Origin of the sequence: Psychroserpens ponticola (assembly GCF_023556315.2) — a bacterium.
Lineage (GTDB): Bacteria > Bacteroidota > Bacteroidia > Flavobacteriales > Flavobacteriaceae > Psychroserpens > Psychroserpens ponticola.
In genome coordinates, this window is record NZ_CP116221.1 from 387643 (window position 1) to 406364 (window position 18722).

12 protein-coding genes are annotated in these 18722 nt (G+C 34.2%); 5 read left to right on the forward strand and 7 right to left on the reverse strand.

Going from position 1 to position 18722, the window contains the following annotated elements; all coding sequences use genetic code 11:
- Positions 1–15 precede the first annotated feature (15 nt).
- Both MUN68_RS01620 and MUN68_RS01625 read right to left on the reverse strand, forming a co-directional pair.
- Positions 16–2001 (reverse strand): urocanate hydratase, encoded by a 1986-nt coding sequence (locus tag MUN68_RS01620; RefSeq protein ID WP_249995198.1) that lies wholly within the window; start codon positions 1999–2001, stop codon positions 16–18.
- A 14-nt stretch (positions 2002–2015) separates the two neighbouring features.
- Positions 2016–2177 carry a DUF5522 domain-containing protein gene (locus tag MUN68_RS01625; RefSeq protein WP_249995055.1) on the reverse strand — a complete coding sequence of 54 codons (162 nt, stop codon included), beginning with the start codon at positions 2175–2177 and terminating at the stop codon, positions 2016–2018.
- A gap of 49 nt (positions 2178–2226) precedes the next feature.
- On the opposite strand from MUN68_RS01625, the gene MUN68_RS01630 reads away from it, so the two are divergent.
- The gene (locus tag MUN68_RS01630) at positions 2227–2556 is read left to right on the forward strand and encodes a hypothetical protein (protein WP_249995054.1); all 330 of its coding nucleotides are present in this window, start codon (positions 2227–2229) and stop codon (positions 2554–2556) included.
- Here the strand turns inward: MUN68_RS01630 and MUN68_RS01635 are convergent.
- Positions 2553–7151, reverse strand: coding sequence for a T9SS sorting signal type C domain-containing protein (locus MUN68_RS01635; RefSeq protein ID WP_249995053.1), 4599 nt, complete (start codon positions 7149–7151; stop codon positions 2553–2555). The two genes, MUN68_RS01630 and MUN68_RS01635, sit on opposite strands and share 4 nt — an antisense overlap.
- A gap of 379 nt (positions 7152–7530) precedes the next feature.
- Positions 7531–10989 (reverse strand): T9SS sorting signal type C domain-containing protein, encoded by a 3459-nt coding sequence (locus MUN68_RS01640; protein ID WP_249995052.1) that lies wholly within the window; start codon positions 10987–10989, stop codon positions 7531–7533.
- A 171-nt stretch (positions 10990–11160) separates the two neighbouring features.
- On the opposite strand from MUN68_RS01640, the gene MUN68_RS01645 reads away from it, so the two are divergent.
- Genes MUN68_RS01645 through hemL form a run of 3 tightly spaced genes read left to right on the forward strand, consistent with a single transcriptional unit; the run spans position 11161 to position 14136 of the window.
- Positions 11161–12039, forward strand: coding sequence for a 1-aminocyclopropane-1-carboxylate deaminase/D-cysteine desulfhydrase (locus MUN68_RS01645; RefSeq protein ID WP_249995051.1), 879 nt, complete (start codon positions 11161–11163; stop codon positions 12037–12039).
- Between the two features lie 6 nt (positions 12040–12045).
- A complete protein-coding gene (locus MUN68_RS01650; RefSeq protein ID WP_249995050.1) occupies positions 12046–12843 on the forward strand; it encodes a glucosaminidase domain-containing protein in 798 nt (265 codons plus the stop codon).
- A 6-nt stretch (positions 12844–12849) separates the two neighbouring features.
- On the forward strand, positions 12850–14136 hold the full coding sequence (gene hemL, locus MUN68_RS01655; protein WP_249995049.1) for a glutamate-1-semialdehyde 2,1-aminomutase: 1287 nt from the start codon (positions 12850–12852) through the stop codon (positions 14134–14136).
- 149 nt (positions 14137–14285) lie between these two features.
- Here the strand turns inward: hemL and MUN68_RS01660 are convergent, their stop codons facing one another.
- Positions 14286–14618, reverse strand: coding sequence for a hypothetical protein (locus MUN68_RS01660; protein WP_249995048.1), 333 nt, complete (start codon positions 14616–14618; stop codon positions 14286–14288).
- A gap of 123 nt (positions 14619–14741) precedes the next feature.
- Positions 14742–15185: a hypothetical protein gene (locus tag MUN68_RS01665; RefSeq protein ID WP_249995047.1), complete on the reverse strand. Its 444-nt coding sequence runs from the start codon at positions 15183–15185 to the stop codon at positions 14742–14744.
- Between the two features lie 266 nt (positions 15186–15451).
- Between MUN68_RS01665 and MUN68_RS01670 the strand changes: the two genes are divergently transcribed.
- Positions 15452–17092: a dipeptidyl-peptidase 3 family protein gene (locus MUN68_RS01670; protein WP_249995046.1), complete on the forward strand. Its 1641-nt coding sequence runs from the start codon at positions 15452–15454 to the stop codon at positions 17090–17092.
- Between the two features lie 67 nt (positions 17093–17159).
- Here MUN68_RS01670 and MUN68_RS01675 read toward each other — a convergent pair whose 3' ends face one another.
- Positions 17160–18704 (reverse strand): peptide MFS transporter, encoded by a 1545-nt coding sequence (locus tag MUN68_RS01675; protein WP_249995045.1) that lies wholly within the window; start codon positions 18702–18704, stop codon positions 17160–17162.
- Positions 18705–18722: the final 18 nt, after the last annotated feature.

Consider the following 18722-nt stretch of genomic DNA (forward strand, 5'->3'; position numbering starts at 1 on the left):
CAATGGTTTTTTAAGTTATAATGCGTCTAGTAGGTCTTCATCAACTATATTTGGAAGTGTTACTTTTAAATTAGGTTCACTTTCCATGGCACGTTTTATAGCAAATACAGCACCTTCATTTCTTGCCCAATTTCGTCTTGCAATTCCGTTATTTACATCCCAGAATAGCATCGATTTTAAACGTTTTTCTGCTTCAATACTACCATCAAGAACCATACCAAATCCACCATTTATAACTTCTCCCCAACCAACGCCTCCACCATTATGAATGCTAACCCAAGTTGCTCCTCTAAAACTATCTCCAATAACATTGTGAATCGCCATATCTGCTGTAAAACGTGAGCCATCGTAAATATTACTGGTTTCACGATAAGGAGAATCTGTTCCTGAGACATCGTGATGATCTCGTCCAAGAATAACAGTGCCTATGCGTTTATTTTTAATTGCATTATTAAAGGCTTCAGCAATTTTTAGTCGTCCTTCAGCATCCGCATATAGAATTCTTGCTTGTGAGCCAACAACGAGTTTGTTGTCTTGTGCGCCTTTAATCCATTGGATATTATCAGCCATTTGCTGTTGAATTTCATTAGGAGCTTTTCTTTTTAGTGCTTCCAACACTTCACAAGCTATAGCATCTGTTATTGCTAAATCTTCAGATTTTCCAGAAGCACAAACCCATCTAAATGGTCCAAAACCATAGTCAAAACACATAGGTCCCATGATGTCTTGTACATAACTAGGATATTTAAAATCTATACCGTTTTCGGCCATGATATCTGCGCCAGCTCTGGAAGCTTCTAATAAGAACGCATTACCATAATCAAAGAAATAGGTGCCCTTTTCTGTGTGTTTATTTATGGCAGTTGCATGACGACGTAAGGTTTCTTGTACTTTCTCTTTAAAAAGTTCTGGATTGTTTGCCATCATCTCATTCGCGTCTTCAAAAGTCATGTCTACAGGATAATAGCCACCAGCCCAAGGATTGTGTAGTGAGGTTTGATCGCTTCCTAAATCGATATGAAGATTTGCTTCATCAAATTTTTCCCATACATCTACAATATTTCCTAAATATGCTATAGAAATGGTTTCCTTTTCAGCTTTTGCTTTATTAACTCTAGCTACAAGTTCATTTAAATCTGTGATTTTTTCATCGATCCAACCTTGGTCTAATCGAACCTGAGTGATTTTCGGATTTACTTCAGCACAAACCGTAATACAACCAGCAATATTACCTGCTTTTGGTTGCGCTCCAGACATTCCGCCAAGTCCAGAAGTTACAAAAAGATTGCCTTTAGGATCTTTATTTATTTTTCTAAATCCGTTTAATACAGTAATTGTTGTTCCGTGTACGATGCCTTGTGGTCCAATATACATATAGCTTCCAGCTGTCATTTGTCCATACTGCGTAACACCTAAGGCATTAAATTTTTCCCAATCATCTGGTTTAGAGTAGTTAGGAATCATCATGCCATTGGTGACAACAACTCTTGGTGCATTATCATGACTAGGAAATAAGCCCATAGGATGTCCAGAATACATAACAAGTGTTTGCTCGTTATTCATTTCTGAAAGGTATTTCATAGTTAAGCGATATTGAGCCCAATTAGAAAACACGCCTCCATTTCCACCATAGGTTATTAATTCATGAGGATGTTGTGCAACGGCATAATCTAGATTATTTTGAATCATTAGCATTATTGCAGCAGCTTGCTTAGATTTTGCTGGATAGTCTTCAATAGGCCTTGCATACATTTTGTAATCTGGACGAAGACGATACATGTATATTCTTCCGTAGGTTTCTAATTCATTTTTGAATTCTGAAATTAATTCGGCATGTTGAGATTTATCAAAGTATCTAAGTGCATTTTTTAAGGCTAATTTCTTTTCTTCTGAAGCTAAAATAGCTTTACGTTTTGGCGCATGATTAATTGAAGTATCATAAGGTTTAGCTTGAGGTAAACTTTTTGGGATTCCTTCTTTAATTTGATTCTGAAACGATATATGTGTTGTTTGCATTACTTTTTTTTTAAAGAGTTTTTGTCAAAACCATAAGGACAATGTCTACATCCACTTTCACAGCAATAACCTCTTTTTAAGAGATATTGCTCTGTGAAACAACGATAGCCTTCTGGTGTTAAATAATAATCGCCTTCTTCTAAAGGAATGATTTTCTTCATATATTACAAAGATAGTGCAAATTGGATTGATTTTTGAAAGCAATAAACTATGATCTTAATCTCTAAATATTTGGTTCCTAAAGGTTATGTTGGGATTGCAATATTTCCATTTGTTTTTCTTAGATATAGGCATTTGAAAATGAATACTACTTTAATGAATCATGAAAAAATTCACCTAAGACAACAATTAGAGCTTTTTGTACTTCCATTTTATTTCTTTTATGCTTTTGAGTTTTTAATCCGACTTTTAGCGTATAGAAGTTGGAATACAGCCTATCAAAATATTTCATTTGAGAGGGAAGCTTATGCCAATGAAAAAGACCTTAATTATTTACAATCAAGGTCTTTTTGGAATTTTATAAATTATATTAAAATTTAATCTTTTAAAACTATTTTTTGGGCTTTTGTTTGTCCATTAGTTAATGTTGCTTTTACGATATATGCACCAGAAGATAAGTTGTGATTATTTAAAATGAATGTCGTTTCATTAATCGAATTCACATCAAATAATATTCTTCCTAATAGGTCATATACAATCACAGATTCTATCATGCTTCGCTCAGAATACACTTTAATAAAATCACCTTTTGGTGCGATTATAGTTAAATCAGTTTCATATTCTAATTCGTTAATACTAAGCGCTTCATTTGTATATCTTAATATAAAACGATGCTCATAATCGATAGCTTCACTTTCTGAAAACGTATAAGGTGCTGCTCTTAAATCGTGAATTATTCCAGTTAATGTGTCTTCTAAATAGATGGGTTGATTGTCGTTTAAAAACAAACCATCTACATTACTTATAGCAATGGTATATTCTCCAGCGGAAGGAATAACAGTTCCTAATGGGATTTGATCGTTTTCATTAAAAGGTAAGGCACGACCTTGAATAATCATACGTTGATTTCCAATTTTTGAATAGATATTTAGTTCATTAACTTCTCTAGTAAAGGCATCAAATAATCTATCTTTTTCTTGGGTAGCGCCTTCAATATAACCGACCATAATACTCGATGTTGATTCGTTTTGATCTATTAAATTAAGCCAAATTCGATTGCGCTCTATAGAAGAAGTTGCTTCATCTTCATTTGTGGTTCTATAAAAGACAGTATTACTATGTGATCTATCACGCATACTGTTATTAAAAGTTACAGTATTACTTCCATCTTCGTCATCATTTAGAGCCAGTACAAAAAAGCCTTGTCCTGATGCGATTTTTCCACCAAACGATTGATCGTTATAAACATTAGTACCAGAATGATTAAAAGTGGTATAATCATTAACACTATAGGTGTATGCAAAATCATCATAAAACGAATCTCCATTATTTCCAATTTGAATTCCGTGCGTCCAAATATGCACAGCACCTTCAATTAAAGCATTGTCTGGATGTGTTAAAAATGATAACGCATCTAAAGCGGATGGATAAGGATTTCCGAGAAGGTTCCAGTTATCATCAAAACGCGTAACTTCTATCAAATCAACACCATAAGGGTTATAGAAATATGACGTTAAACTCGTATTTTCTCCACTAAATATGGGCTCAGTAATTACACCATTATTTGGAACTCCTGTAAACAGAGACGTTGCAGGATTAAGTCCTGCAGGTTGATTTGTAGGAGCTCTTACAATGTATCCTTTACCTGCATTCATGGCACCACCTGAAGGTAATGGATTCCAATATCCATAACAAATAGGAACAAAATCTGGTCCAGGACCATTGCCAACGGTTCCTGTAGTAGGAACCCATTCATAGATATAACTTGGTGTATTGGCTCCATAAATGGTTGATACATCATGACTCTCTATTGGAGAGGACCAATACACATAATCTGTTGGTCTAATATCGGCTGTATTTCGATATAACTCTATGTTTCCAGTATTTATTGCTGTTGGTAGTGTTGTTGGTGTTGAAATGTCAAAAACTTGAATTAAGCTCGCATCATCTTCCACAATTAAATTACCAGCATTTATGCCAACACCTTGAATATCAATATAATCTTGAATGGTTAGTGACGACGCAAAGTTGTTTCCACTTGAATTGGTTTTTAACGTTAAAGTAGCATCTGCATAAATCGTTAAATTTAAACCGTCTCCATGCGTGTCATCGCTTATGATTGGATCATTAGCTGTAACAGGAATAATCACACAATCTGCTGCTGTTGGAAATCCAGATGGCGTCCAATTCGCATTTACAAACCAATCTGTATTTACTGATCCATTCCAAATTTTAGTACTTGATATTTGAACTAAAATTTCTTCAAATCTTGATAATGTTGTGCCATCACAAAACGTATAAATTATTTCTGCAGTATATGTTGTGTCTGACGTTGGAGCAACAGCAATAACATCTGTACTTCCAATTGAAGTTAATCCAGTTGTGGTATTTCCATTTGCAGTTGCAGAACCTTCATACCAGGTTAAATTTGAAATGGAACCTAATCCACCACCAGAAGGTGTGAATCGCCAAGCTTCTTGAGTTGCGTTCCAGTTATTGTTTAAACTATTTCTATTAGGAGCTGCCAAACCTGTAGAGGCATCATTTTGAATGGCTACAGTAGCATTACCATCATTCCATGGTAATACATCATTATCATCAATGTTTTTTTCTTCAATATAGACATCTATCACATTGCTATGTTCATATAAAACCATCATACCTGTATAAAGTATACTATTGTCTGAAAACATAGGAATGTCATGCCACGACATGATAAAAGCTCTCTCACCAGTATCTAAAGTAATGGTTTCATAACCAACTTCTCCGCCTTGACTTGGGTCAATATCGTGATGCACACCATAAATTGAACGACCATAAAATTCTGTTCCATAAATTCCATCAGAATTTATAGCGTTAGGTACATTCCAATCATTTATGTAGCCACAATTATCTCCAGGTGTAAAGCTATCAAAAGAGATAACACCGTTTGCAGTAACTTGTAATTGTGAAAAGGCATTTATTGCAGCATTGTCATAAAAACAAAAATCGAAATTCATTGGGACTACTGGAGACCAAGTATCATCATTAAACGTAGAAAATTGATTTGCTAAACAATCAAACTGATATGGAGGATTGTACGGAATTGAAGCAACATTATAAGCACTAGGATCACCTAATTGTAAATAAGTAGCTTCAATATCTACAGTGGCTACTGCACCACACGAAGTCGTTGTAGGATTATTACCATTGGTATCTAAAGCCATTAAATTTGGTAATCCAAGAGATGACGTTCCTGTTCCTGGTCCTACAGTACAGTTAGGAGGTGTACACGTTAAACTAATGGTGAAGTCTCCAGTTGTCGTGCTTCCTGAACCATAATGTGCGACATATACATAGTAATCCGTTAAATTCGTTGTTGTAAATGTGTAAGAATCAGTTCCAAATGCATCATCACAATCAATATTTGTTAGTGATCCACAACTGCCTTGCATTACAGCTAATTCGGTATCATATCCACCACTTGGTGTTACATCTATGGTCGTTATATTTCCATCACCAACAAAGTGATACCATACACCATAATCACTCATTGTACATCCTGAACCATGAGCTGAACTTCCAGTAACTCCATTTGTTGTTGCAGATATTGATTGTCCGCACGTCATATCATCTGCAGAAGCACAATCTGTATTTGTTGGTGGTGGTGGTGGTTCTGACACGCAAATGCCAAAATTCCCTGAGATATTATTATTGCCATAGACCCAAACCCGAATAAATACAGTACTGCCTGGTGTTAAGCCAGATGCTGAAATTGAAGACATATTAGCATTTGCACTGCCATCATCATCACATTCAATAAATGTAAGTGAATTACAAGGGCCTTGATAAAGTGCCATACCACTATCTGTAAAATCGATATCATTGGTATCTATAATGATTGAACCTCCTGCAGGAACTGTAGCACTAAACCAAACATCGCCACCATTGTAAGAGGCACAACCAGGATTTGGCACACCACCTGTTGCAGTGGCACTATCTGTAGTGAACGTTGAATATGAACAAGGTGTATTGACACTTAATACTTCTGCATTACAAGGATTATCATTAGATGGAGGTGGAGGAGGTGTACCAATACAAATGTCAAACGTTGTATCTTGACCTGTAGTTCCTGTCCATGTAAACACTTGAATAAAATAAGTTTCTCCTGATGTTAAACCTGTTAATATACTCGAATTAAAATCTGAACAACCAAAATTATCTCCAACAGCAACTGAACAATCTGGAGCAATAAAACCTCCATAAAGTGCGTGGTATAAATCTATTGTACTACCAGCCACATTTATTAAGTCTACAGTGTGAGAGGTTCCTGTCGCTACAAAACTAAACCAAACATCATCATCTTCTGTGCCACCACAGGCAGCTGGACCTATGCCAGAATCTGTTGCATTTTCTACAGTTCCAGGACTTGTGTTAGTACAGGAGTAGTCTGGATTAACGGTTAGGCTTATTGCACCACAGGGATCATCATTGGCAATAGGTGATGTGATTTCTAAAACGTACTCTGCGTAAGGATCTCCAATTGAAGCTGCATCAATAACGATATAATACGATCCAACTGGCAAGTTTACGACTAGCGGAGCACCAGTAGCTGCTGTACCAGTATTTGATGCGTTTGTATAAAATGCACCTACACAATTTCCATTCGTAGGAGCACATGCTGAATGCACAGAGAGTGATTTCCAATTGTTTCCTGCATTGGTGAATTCAAAAGTATAATTTCCTGCAACGGTTACATTTATTAAATAGACGGCATCTTCTTGGGCACCATAAGCTGGAGAACCTCCAATGCACATTATGGCATTAGAATAATCATTACCATGACCTAAGGTTGATTGAAGTCCTGTGCTATAAGTTCCTCCTGGTATCAGTGCCAATGGAACGGTTGCTGCTCCACAATCATCATCAGGATCTTGCGCAAGAGCAGATATTGGTGTAATTATTAATAGCAGAATGAGGAGTAATTTTTTAATCATAATCTAAATTTTTTACAATAACTGATGCTAGCTATTATTAGCTAGCAGGTAAGATTAAGTGATTTTGGGTAGGTGAGGGCGTAATATGTATTAACAATGTAGTTAAAAATTATATAATTTTAACAAAATATTTAGAATTTCTTTGCTTTTTTGTTAAAGTGTTTTGTTTTATAGATAAAAACAAGATATCCTTTGATAATCATAGGATTGTGTGGCTTAAAATTCCTACAAAAAGTGTTTTTTCTTAGGTCCTATGTCGCAGTAACTTGTACTATCGTTTGACTAGAAATCGAATTTTAAATTTTAATGTGTTGCCATAAAAAAAGAGCCTTGATTTTTTAAATCAAGGCTCTTTTATGTTTTTGAAATGTATTAAAAATTAATCTTTTAAGACTACTTTTTGTGTTTTTGAAAGTCCATTACTTAAAGTGACATTAACAATGTAAGCTCCACTTGTAAGGTTGTGATTGTGTATCACAAATTCTGAAGTATTAATAGCAGTTGCGTTAATTAATGTTCTTCCTAGAAGGTCGTACACAATTACTGCATCAATAGGACTCGTATCAGAATTGATTTTTATATAGTCTCCTTTTGGAGCAACGATACTTACAGTGTTTAAATCAAAATCAGTTATGCTTAAAGCGCTATTTTTATATTGTAATATAAATCTATCGTCATAGTTAGTCGATTCTGTTGCAGTAAACGTATATGGAGCAGCTCTCAAATCATGAATGATACCAGCTACAGTATCTTCTAAATAGATGTCTTGACTTTCATCTAAAAATAAACCATCTACTTTATTGATAGCTATGGTATATTCTCCAGCTTGAGGAAGTACTGTTCCTAAAGGAATTTGGTCGTTTACATTAAATGGTAAAGCACGTCCTTGAATAAGCATGCGTTCATTACCAATTTTTGAATACAAACTTAAGCTGTTAGCTTCTCTAGCGTAAGCATCATAAAGTCTGTCTTTTTCTTGAGTTGCGCCTTCAATATAACCAACTAATATGTTTGATGATGCGTTGTTTGGATCAATTAAATCTAACCAAATTCGGTGACGCTCTATAGCATTAGAATCTGTAATGTTTGGATTTTCGCCAGACATTCTATAAAAATCAGTATTGCTTTGCGTTCTACTTCGCATGCTGTTATTAAAAGTCACATTTCCAGATTCATCATCATTTAATGCCATGACAAAAAAGCCTTGTCCTGAAGCGATATCTCCTGAAAATGAGGTGTCTGGATAACTAGGTCCAGAAAAGTTGAACGAAATGTAATCACTAGCATCATAAGACGATCCAAATTGCGTATAAAATGATTGTCCATTATTACCAATTTGAGTTGAATGTGTCCAAATGTGAACAGAGCCTTCCAAAATTGCATTATCAGGATGAGATAAGAATGCAGTTGCATCTAAAGCAGAAGGATAAGGATTTCCTATAAGGTTCCAGTTATCATCAGAAGATGTCACTGTTAAGCCATAATTATTTGTAATCGTATTTAAATAAGGACTATTAGCAGAAGGATTTGAACCACTAAGTATAGGCATTTTAATAACACCATTATTTGGCACACCATTAAATGTAACGGTTTCATTTTGAGAAGCGACATTATCGTGGTCATTTGGTCCTCTAACAGCATACCCTTTACCAGGACTCATTGTTAAATTACTATTGTTATTCCATTCTCCGAAGCAAATAGGTGCACTATCAGTAGGAGGTCCAAAAAAGCCTGTATCAATAGTTGGAATCCATTCAAAAATATAACTTAAAGGCGTGTTCGCACCATAAACATCAGCGACATCAAAACCTTGTACAGGGCTAGACCAGTATACATAATCTGTTCGACTCACATCAGCTATTCTACGAAGTGATATATTACCAGTATTTGATCCTTTTGGTTGCAAGGCATACGTTGGTTGATCTGTATCAAATACTTGTATTAGACTAGCACCATCTTGAACCGTTAAAACACCTGTACCTTGAACATCAATATTATCTTGAATGGTTAAAGAAGATGCTAAGCCAAGTCCGTCAGTATCAGAAGTTAAGGTTAAAGAAGCACCTGTTTTTACAGTTAAGCTTAAACCATCTCCATTATCGTTATCTAATAAAACGGGATCATTAGGTGTGCCTGCTGCAATGCATACACATTCAGAATCTGTTGGTACATTACCTTTAGACCAGTTAGACGCATTGGTCCAATTACTAGATGTAGAGCCATTCCAAACATTACCAATAACATAATCTATTTGATCTCTAGTTCCAGGATAAGTAGGACATTCAACCCAAAAAGAATACACGCCTGGAGTATCTGTATCTGGAAGACCAGAGCCAGCCACACCAACAGGATTAAAGCCATCTCCAGATCCTAATAATGTACCACCAATTGCTGAATCATACCAATCAGGTTCAGGCGTTGAAATAGGAAAACTAACAGACCAACTGTAAGGTCCAGTATGTGTTGTAGCACCAAGGCCATATAGAGTTGTAATTAAAGTATAATTTGTGCCAGCAACAAGATCTACAGTCATTAATGGGTAAAGACCAGCTAGAGAACTATCATCATCTCCATCAACATAAGTTGAGGTACAAGAGCCAGGATTGTAATTTACATCGTTAACAAGAATATAGCCTTGAGCATCAAAATACGGTGTTGGCACATCAAATTCAAAAATATAAGTACCAGTTTGGGTCACTGTGAAATTAATAGCTTGGTAATTCGCTGTATCTGGAGCAATTTCAAATCCACAAGGATCACCACTATCTAATGAAGCTTCAAGTTGAAACGTTACAGGATCTGTTGCTGAGTTGAGATTTCCAGAAATGGTATTTCCTAAACTTGTAGTACCAGCAACAGCGCCACATGTTAGTCCTATATCAGAAGACATTTCCAAAGAATCATCACCAGCACAATCTAATACGACACCATGAGTACCTACAGGAACAGGAGTTGTAATACAAATATCAAATGTGCCTTCACCATCGTAAAAGTCCCAAACTCTAATGTATAAAATCTCTCCAATTGTTCTTCCAGAAAGGGTTATTAAAGCATTATTTCCTGGTCCACCATCATCATTACAGCTTTCTAATACCAATGCACCACAAGTTCCAGAATAGACAGCTGCAGCGCTATCAGTCATGGTTCCAGATGTTGTTTCTATTGTAAATTCACCAGTAGAATTCACTTCATAATAAAACCAAACATCTCCAGTAGTTCCTCCTACTGTATCATAACTTCCACAAGTAGGATCTCCAACTCCAGAATCTGACGATCCGTTATTAGAAAATGTTTTAAAATCGCAATTAATATTAGAGTTTAATTCTAACGCATTTATACAATCGCTGTTTGCTACAGGAGCTGTTACTTGTAATTCAAAATCTGCATAATTAACAATATTAAATGGTGCTGCATCAATACGAATATAGTATGTTCCAGCAGCTAAATATGTGCTAAATGTTGCCGCAACAACGGTTCCAGTAACATTAATTCCACCTAAACAATTTCCAGCTGTAATGGAAGGATCCGAATGTACCGTTAATGCTTTCCAGTTATTTCCTTGATTCGTAAATGTGAAATCGTGATTTCCAGGGAATATTACATTTATAGAATAGATACCATCTTCACCAATACCATAAAATGGTGCAATTCCACCACATAATGTTGTACCATCATAATTTGTGCCTAAACCAGAAGTGGATTGTAAGCCAGTTCCGACAGTTCCACCTGGTATAAGTGTTAAAGGCGTTGCTGATGCAGCAACAGGTCCAGGTGCTTGCGCTAAAGATAATTGAGTGGTGATTGTTAAGAGGCAAAAGAAAAGTATTTTTCTTATCATAATCTTTAAATTTTTAAAACAAAATAGCATCGACTAAAAAAGTCAATGTTTGTAGGATTTATAAGGTCTGGACAATACTTTCGAGAAGTGGCATCCAAATTTACTCAAAAATAAATAATATTTCGTGATATTTATTGATTATTTTGTTTTTTTGATAAAGTGTTTCTTTTTATGGATAAAAATCTTATTTTAACTGATAATCATGTTTTTATAAAGCCTGAATATCTAAGCCATCCTTATGTTTCTGGCAATAAATTGAGAAAGCTCAAGTATAACCTCCTTGATGCCAAAAAACAAGGTGAAAAGACGCTATTAACTTTTGGTGGCGCATTTTCAAATCATATTGCTGCAGTGGCTCATGCAGGACAAGAAAATGGGTTTCAAACGATAGGTGTGATTAGAGGTGAAGAGCTTAAAAATTTTAAAACTTTAAATCCCACGTTATCATTTTCTAAGACTTGTGGAATGCGGTTTAAGTTTGTGTCTAGAGCACAATTTCGCACTAAAACATCGCTCAGTTTTATTGAGGAACTTGAACAAGAATTTGGTGATTTTTTTCTCATCCCAGAAGGCGGAACTAATAATTTAGCAGTTAAAGGTTGTGAAGAAATTTTAACTGAAGTCCATGAGGAATTTGATTATGTCTGTTGCCCAGTAGGAACTGGAGGTACGATTTCTGGTTTAATAAACTCGAGTCATCCGTCTCAAAAAATTATTGGTTTTCCAGCATTAAAAGGTGATTTTTTAAGAGAAGAAATTGCTAAATTTGTAACGAAAACAAATTGGGATCTTATTACAGATTATCACTTTGGTGGTTATGCTAAAATAAATGAAGATTTAATTCATTTTATAAATGAATTTAAAAAGACGTATGATGTACCATTAGATCCGATTTATACTGGTAAAATGATGTATGGTATTTATGATTTGATTTCTAAAGGTTATTTTGAAAAAGATGCAAAGATTTTAGCAATTCATACAGGAGGTTTACAAGGAATTGAGGGAATGAATGCAAAGTTAAAACAACAAAATAAGCCCTTAATCGTTTAAGAATTTATGAAGAGAATTAGTATTATTTTTTTAATGTCGCTTGTCGTTGTTAGTTGTAGCTCTAAGCGTAAAATTGTCACCAAAAAGAAAGACAATAGGCAAAAAACAGAAAAGGTGTCAAAACCAACGAGTACAGTAGAGCCTAGCACTCCAAATGTGCCTGCGAAACCTACAACTTATGCCAATGCTATTGAAGCTTATATTGCTAATTTTAGTGCCATTGCAAAAGAAGAAATGCGAAAATATAAAATACCAGCAAGCATTACGTTAGCTCAAGGGATTTTAGAATCGGGTTCAGGAAAAGGGCGTTTGGCTGTTAAAGCAAACAATCATTTTGGAATTAAATGCCATGGATGGACAGGTCAAAAAATTTATCATGATGATGATGCGTCTCAAGAGTGTTTTAGGAAATACGAACACGCAGAATCTTCCTTTGAAGACCATTCTGCATTTTTAACCACTCGTGGTCGTTATTCAAAATTATTCCAATTAAATGAAGGCGATTATAAAAGATGGGCTAAAGGCTTAAGAGCTGCTGGTTATGCTACAGACCGAAAGTATCCTGAAAAATTGATTAGTTTAATAGAACGCTATCAGCTTTATAAGTTTGATAATGAGGTTTTAGGAAGAGCAGAAGTGATTAGAACTAATGACAAAAAAAGTGAATTCAATCATACAGTAGTTAAAGGCGATACCTTGTATTCATTGTCTAGAACCTATAATACAAGTGTTGATAAACTTAAATTATTGAACAATCTTTCTGATAATGAATTATCAATCGGTCAGGTTTTGATTATAAAATAAAGACCTATGTTATATAAAAGAAGTAGTGCGCTTTTTAAAGCTGCAGAACAGGTAATTCCTGGTGGTGTTAATTCTCCTGTAAGGGCTTTTAAAGCTGTTGGAGGAACTCCAATTTTTGCAAAATCTGCCAAAGGAGCTTATGTTTATGATGAAGATGATAATCGTTATATTGATTACATTAATTCTTGGGGACCAATGTTATTAGGTCATGCTTTTCAACCTGTGGTAGATGCCGTTATTGAAAAAACAAAGCAAGGTACATCGTTTGGAATGCCAACCGAAATTGAAACTAAAATTGCGGAGTTGGCAGTGTCAATGGTTCCAAATATTGACAAAATTCGTTTTGTGAATTCTGGAACTGAAGCTTGTATGAGTGCTGTTCGATTGGCTAGAGGTTATACTAAAAAAGATAAAATTATAAAATTTGCAGGCTGTTACCATGGTCATAGTGATGCCTTTTTAATTCAAGCTGGTAGTGGAGCTGTTACTTTTGGTAGTCCAAACAGTCCAGGAGTGACAGAAGGAACTGCAAAAGATACATTGTTGGCAAGGTATAATGACATTGATAATGTGAAATCACTTATTGAGGCCAATCCTAATGAAATTTCGTGTATAATTTTAGAGCCTGTTGCAGGTAATATGGGTTGTATTCCGCCAAAAGCTAATTTTTTACAAGAGCTAAGAAGTCTTTGCGATGCGAATGCTATTCTATTAATTTTTGATGAGGTAATGACAGGTTTCAGACTTGCCAAAGGTGGTTGTCAAGAATTGTTTGGAGTTGATGCCGATATTGTCTGCTTTGGTAAAGTTATTGGAGGCGGACTTCCAGTTGGTGCTTTTGCAGCTCGTGAAGAAATTATGAATCATTTAGCACCTATAGGAAATGTGTATCAGGCAGGAACATTAAGTGGTAATCCACTTGCAATGGCTGCAGGTTTAGCGATGTTAGAATCTGTAAATAATGATGCTGAGTTATTTCAACGTTTAGAAGAAAAAACAGCTTATTTGCATAAGGGCTGTTCAAGAGTTTTAACAGCATCTGGAATTACACATACTATAAATAGAATAGGTTCAATGATTTCAATACATTTTGCGGAAGGTGAAGTTGTCGATTTTGAGAGTTCTGCAAAGGGAAATAATGAGACATTTAAAAGCTTCTTTCATGGCATGCTAAATGAAGGAATTTATATAGCTCCAAGCGCTTTTGAAACTTGGTTTATAACAGATGCTCTTAGTTATAAGGATTTAGATGAAACGATAGCTGCTGTAGCAAAAATTGCAAAAACCTTATAAAAAAACAAGACACTGTATATTAGATATCATCTACAGTTAAGCGAAGCATCTCAATACACAACATAAAAAGTTTATAGTGTTCTTAACGGCTAACAACAAAAAAGCCTGCTTAAATTTAAGCAGGCTTTTTTGTTGTTACTAATAATAGATTACTCATCTGTTCTGTAAATAGCAATATATTTTTCAAATTGCGCTTCGGTTAAGATGCTTTTTAATTTAGTATCTAAAATTGTATTGATTTTTTCAAGTTTTTGCTGATTGCTTTCTAAATCACTACTTATTTTTTGATATGTAGTCTCATATGTTTTATAAGCTTGGTAAACTTCTTCTAATTGATTCTTGTCAATTTTAATAGTTTTTCGAATTTCTTTTGCTTTTTCTGAAGCTGCTGCATTAATTTCTAATTTGTTTTGAGCATCCAATCCTTGTGTGCTAAATAAAAGTGCAAAAGAAAAAAAGCAAAGTGTTATTAGTTTTTTCATCATTATGAATTTTGTAAATGAAATTAGGCTACTAAATTAATGATTTTTAATTTAAAACGGCAAATAAAAAAAGCATTGATTAAAAAAAAACAATGCTTTTAAAACTAAACCAATCAATCTGTATTACTGTTTTTTATCAGATTTATTTTTCTGATGTCTTATTTGTTTCTTTCTCCCGTTTTTAGAAAGTGACGCTTCCCATTTTTTGTATTGTTCGTCGTTTAAGATGATTTTCATCTGTTTCTTCATTTCGATTTGTTTGTCTAATCGATTATTAGCCATTGCATAACGTTCCTCTTTAGTCGGCTTTTTAGAATCTTCACTTTCTTTTTTTGCTTTACGTTTAGCTCTAATGCCTTCTTTTTGTTTGGCATCTTCAAGCATTAATACCTTTACTTTTTGTTGTTGAGAATCATTAAGATCTAATTGTAAGGTCATCTTTTTTGTTTTCAAAGTAGCTGCTTCTTCCGCAGATAAATCATTAAGAAATCCTTTTCTGTTTTTCTTGTCTTGAGCTGTTGCATTTAAGGTTAATAAAGCTATAGCTATTATCATTAATTTTTTCATAATTTATAAATATTTGTTTTTACTAGATGTAAGTAAGACTGTAATAATTTATTAAGGTTTAACGTGTTATCGGTTTTAACCTCAATTTAACTTTTTTGAGTTTTTTCAATATGTTGTAACATTATATTGAATATTGGTTTGTTATATAAATTGCGCGATAATCAAAAGAATGATTATTTATTATTTAAAAAATATAATGGAAACGGAAGTTTTGCAATCCTCTGAATTTAATTAACTTTGAAAAACAAATAAACGAATCAAAATTTATGAAAAAAATAATAGCCTTATTGTCACTTTTAGTGATAGTTATGTCATGTAAAGAAGATAAAAAAGAGGAGGTCGTTACACCAGAAAAAGAAATGACTAAAATGGAAAAGAATCTTAGCAAATATGTGAGTTTTAAACTCACAGCAGATCTTAGTGGATTAACTGAAAATGAACGTCAAATGCTTCCGTTGCTTATTCAAGCGGCTGATAAAATGAACGAATTATTTTGGTACGAATCTTATGGTGATAAGAATGCCCTTTTGAATTCTATTTCAGATGAGAATACTAAAAAATATGTAACGATAAATTATGGACCTTGGGATCGTTTAGATGGAAACAGCTCGTTTGTTGAAGGTATAGGTGAAAAACCAGCTGGAGCAAACTTCTATCCAAAAGATATGACTAAGGAAGAATTTGATGCTGCAGATATAGAAAACAAATCAAGCATTTATAATTTTGTACGTCGCAATGAAAATGGAACGTTGTTTTCTATTCCTTATCACAAGCAATTTGAAAAAGAAGTTAAGGTTGTTTCAGATTTATTAAAACAAGCCTCAGAACTTGCTGAAGATGCTGGACTTAAAACATACTTGGAGTTAAGGTCTCAAGCTTTATTAGATGATGATTACCAAAAAAGTGATTTGGCTTGGATGGATATGAAAACAAATACACTTGATATTGTTATTGGCCCAATTGAAACTTACGAAGACCAAATGTTTGGTAATAAAGCGGCTCACGAAGGTTATGTGTTGATTAAAGATCAAGAATGGAGTAAGCGATTAGCAAAATTTAGTGCGTATTTGCCAGAACTTCAAGTTGGTTTACCTGTTGATGAAAAATATAAACAAGAAACACCAGGAACAGATAGTGATTTAAATGCTTATGATGTTGTGTATTACGCTGGAGATTGTAATTCAGGAAGTAAAACCATCGCTATAAATCTTCCTAATGATGAAGAAGTACAACTGCAAAAAGGAACACGTCGCTTACAATTAAAAAATGCAATGCGTGCAAAGTTTGATAAAATTTTAATGCCAATTGCAGATGAATTGATTGAAGAAAGTCAGCGTCAACACATCACATTTGATGCCTTTTTTGCTAATACTATGTTTCATGAAGTCGCTCATGGTTTAGGGATTAAGAATACCATTAATGGCAAAGGAACTGTTAGAACTTCTTTAAAAGAACATGCTAGCGCTTTAGAAGAAGGTAAAGCCGATATTTTAGGATTATATATGATTCAGCAATTACATGCTAAAGGAGAATTGGAAGAAGATTTAAAAGATAATATGGTCACGTTTATGGCTGGTATTTTTAGGTCTGTGCGTTTTGGAGCTTCATCTGCACATGGAAAAGCCAATATGATACGTTTTAATTTCTTTAAAGAAAAGGGCGCATTTTCTCGAAATGAAAATGGAACTTATAAAGTGAATTTTGATAAAATGGAAACAGCGATGGAAGATTTGTCAAACCTTATCTTAACACTTCAAGGAAATGGAGATTATGAAGGTGTTGCAAATTTAGTTGCTGAAAAAGGAATTATTTCTCCTGAACTTCAAGCTGATTTAGATCGATTGACTGAAGCTAATATTCCAGTTGATGTAATTTTTGAACAAGGAACAAAAGCATTAGGCTTGTAATAGACACCATTGTTTTACAGAAAATTTTATTAGACCTGTCATGTTTTAAAAAATGACAGGTCTTTTTTTAATGTATATCAATCATCATTTTTTTAATTATTGGAGCTATTAAAATGGCTAATAATCCAACACCAATACTAATAACTCCAAAGCTAGCATATACTGATACATAAGAAAATAATTGCTGGAAATTATCTCCATTTTTCATTGCAATTTCTGGTGTTATTCCTGTAATAAACTCTGTGATATCTCCAAAAAAACCTTTGGTAAATACATTGGTTTCACCTTGAGTCACTGTTGTTAATTTTGCGATTTTTCCAGCAAAAAAATGACCATAAAAATTTGCCGAAAACCAAACTCCCATAATAAAAGAAACATATTTTAGAGGAGATAATTCTGTCATTTTAGATAAACCGATTGGAGATAAAAATAACTCACCAATAGTTAAAACCAAGTACCCTAAAACTAAGTACATCATTGAGGTTCTTGCAAATTCATCAATGCTTTGTGCAGACAAGGCAAAGATTAAAAAACCTAAGCCTAAGAACATTAATCCTAATCCGAATTTAATTGGAGAGTTTGGGTTCTTTTTTCGCTTACTTAAAAAAGTCCATAACATTGAAAATGGAATCGCAAACAAAATAATAAAACCTGCATTTATACTGTTTGTTCCAGCAGCATCCATACCTACAAGGTTTACGTTTCTATCGGCAAATAATGTTAATGAACTTCCTGCTTGTTCAAATATAGCTGAAAACAACGTATATAATACTGTGAAATATACGGCAACAATTAATCGCTTTTTCTCATCAGCATTTACAGTAGATAAAATGTAAAAAATATAGCCAATTAAAAACATAGATATGATCCAAACCAGATAATGTTCAAACTCATGAAATTTAATAACCAATGCAAATGCTGGAACAGATAAAAATGCTAGAATAGTTATGAGTTTTCCTCTATTTAAACCAAGCCATTTAGAATCGTATATTTCTTGATTTGGTACCAATCCTTTATCTTCAAAAACATTGTTTTTTAAGCCTTTATTAAATACCAATAATCCAGCAACCATTCCAATTCCTGCTAAAACAAAGCCATAGTGCCAGCCATAGGTTTCAGCAAACCAAGCACAAGCTAGAGGTGCAATGGCTGCGCCAAGGTTTATGCCTAAATAGAAAATTGTAAAGCCAGAATCACGCCTTGTGTCACCTTTTTGGTATAAATCACCAACAAATGTCGAAATGTTTGGTTTGAAAAATCCATTTCCTACGATTATTAATCCTAAGGAGCCATAAAAGAAAATAGGATGCTCAAAGGTTAAAAAGAAATGCCCTAAGGCCATTAAAACACCTCCAAGTAAAATGGCTTTCCTAAAGCCTAAAATTTTGTCGGCTAGAATTCCTCCTATCATTGGTGTTACATAAACTAGTGACATATAAGCTGCATATACACCAAAAGCCATGTCGTCTGTAAATAATAATTGTTTGGTCATATAGAGCACCAAAAGTGCTCGCATTCCATAGAAGGAAAAACGTTCCCATAATTCAGCAAAAAATAAGTAGATTAATCCTTTTGGATGCCCAAAAGCTTCATTGGAATTAGTTGTAGTCATCTGTTCGTGTTTTGATGT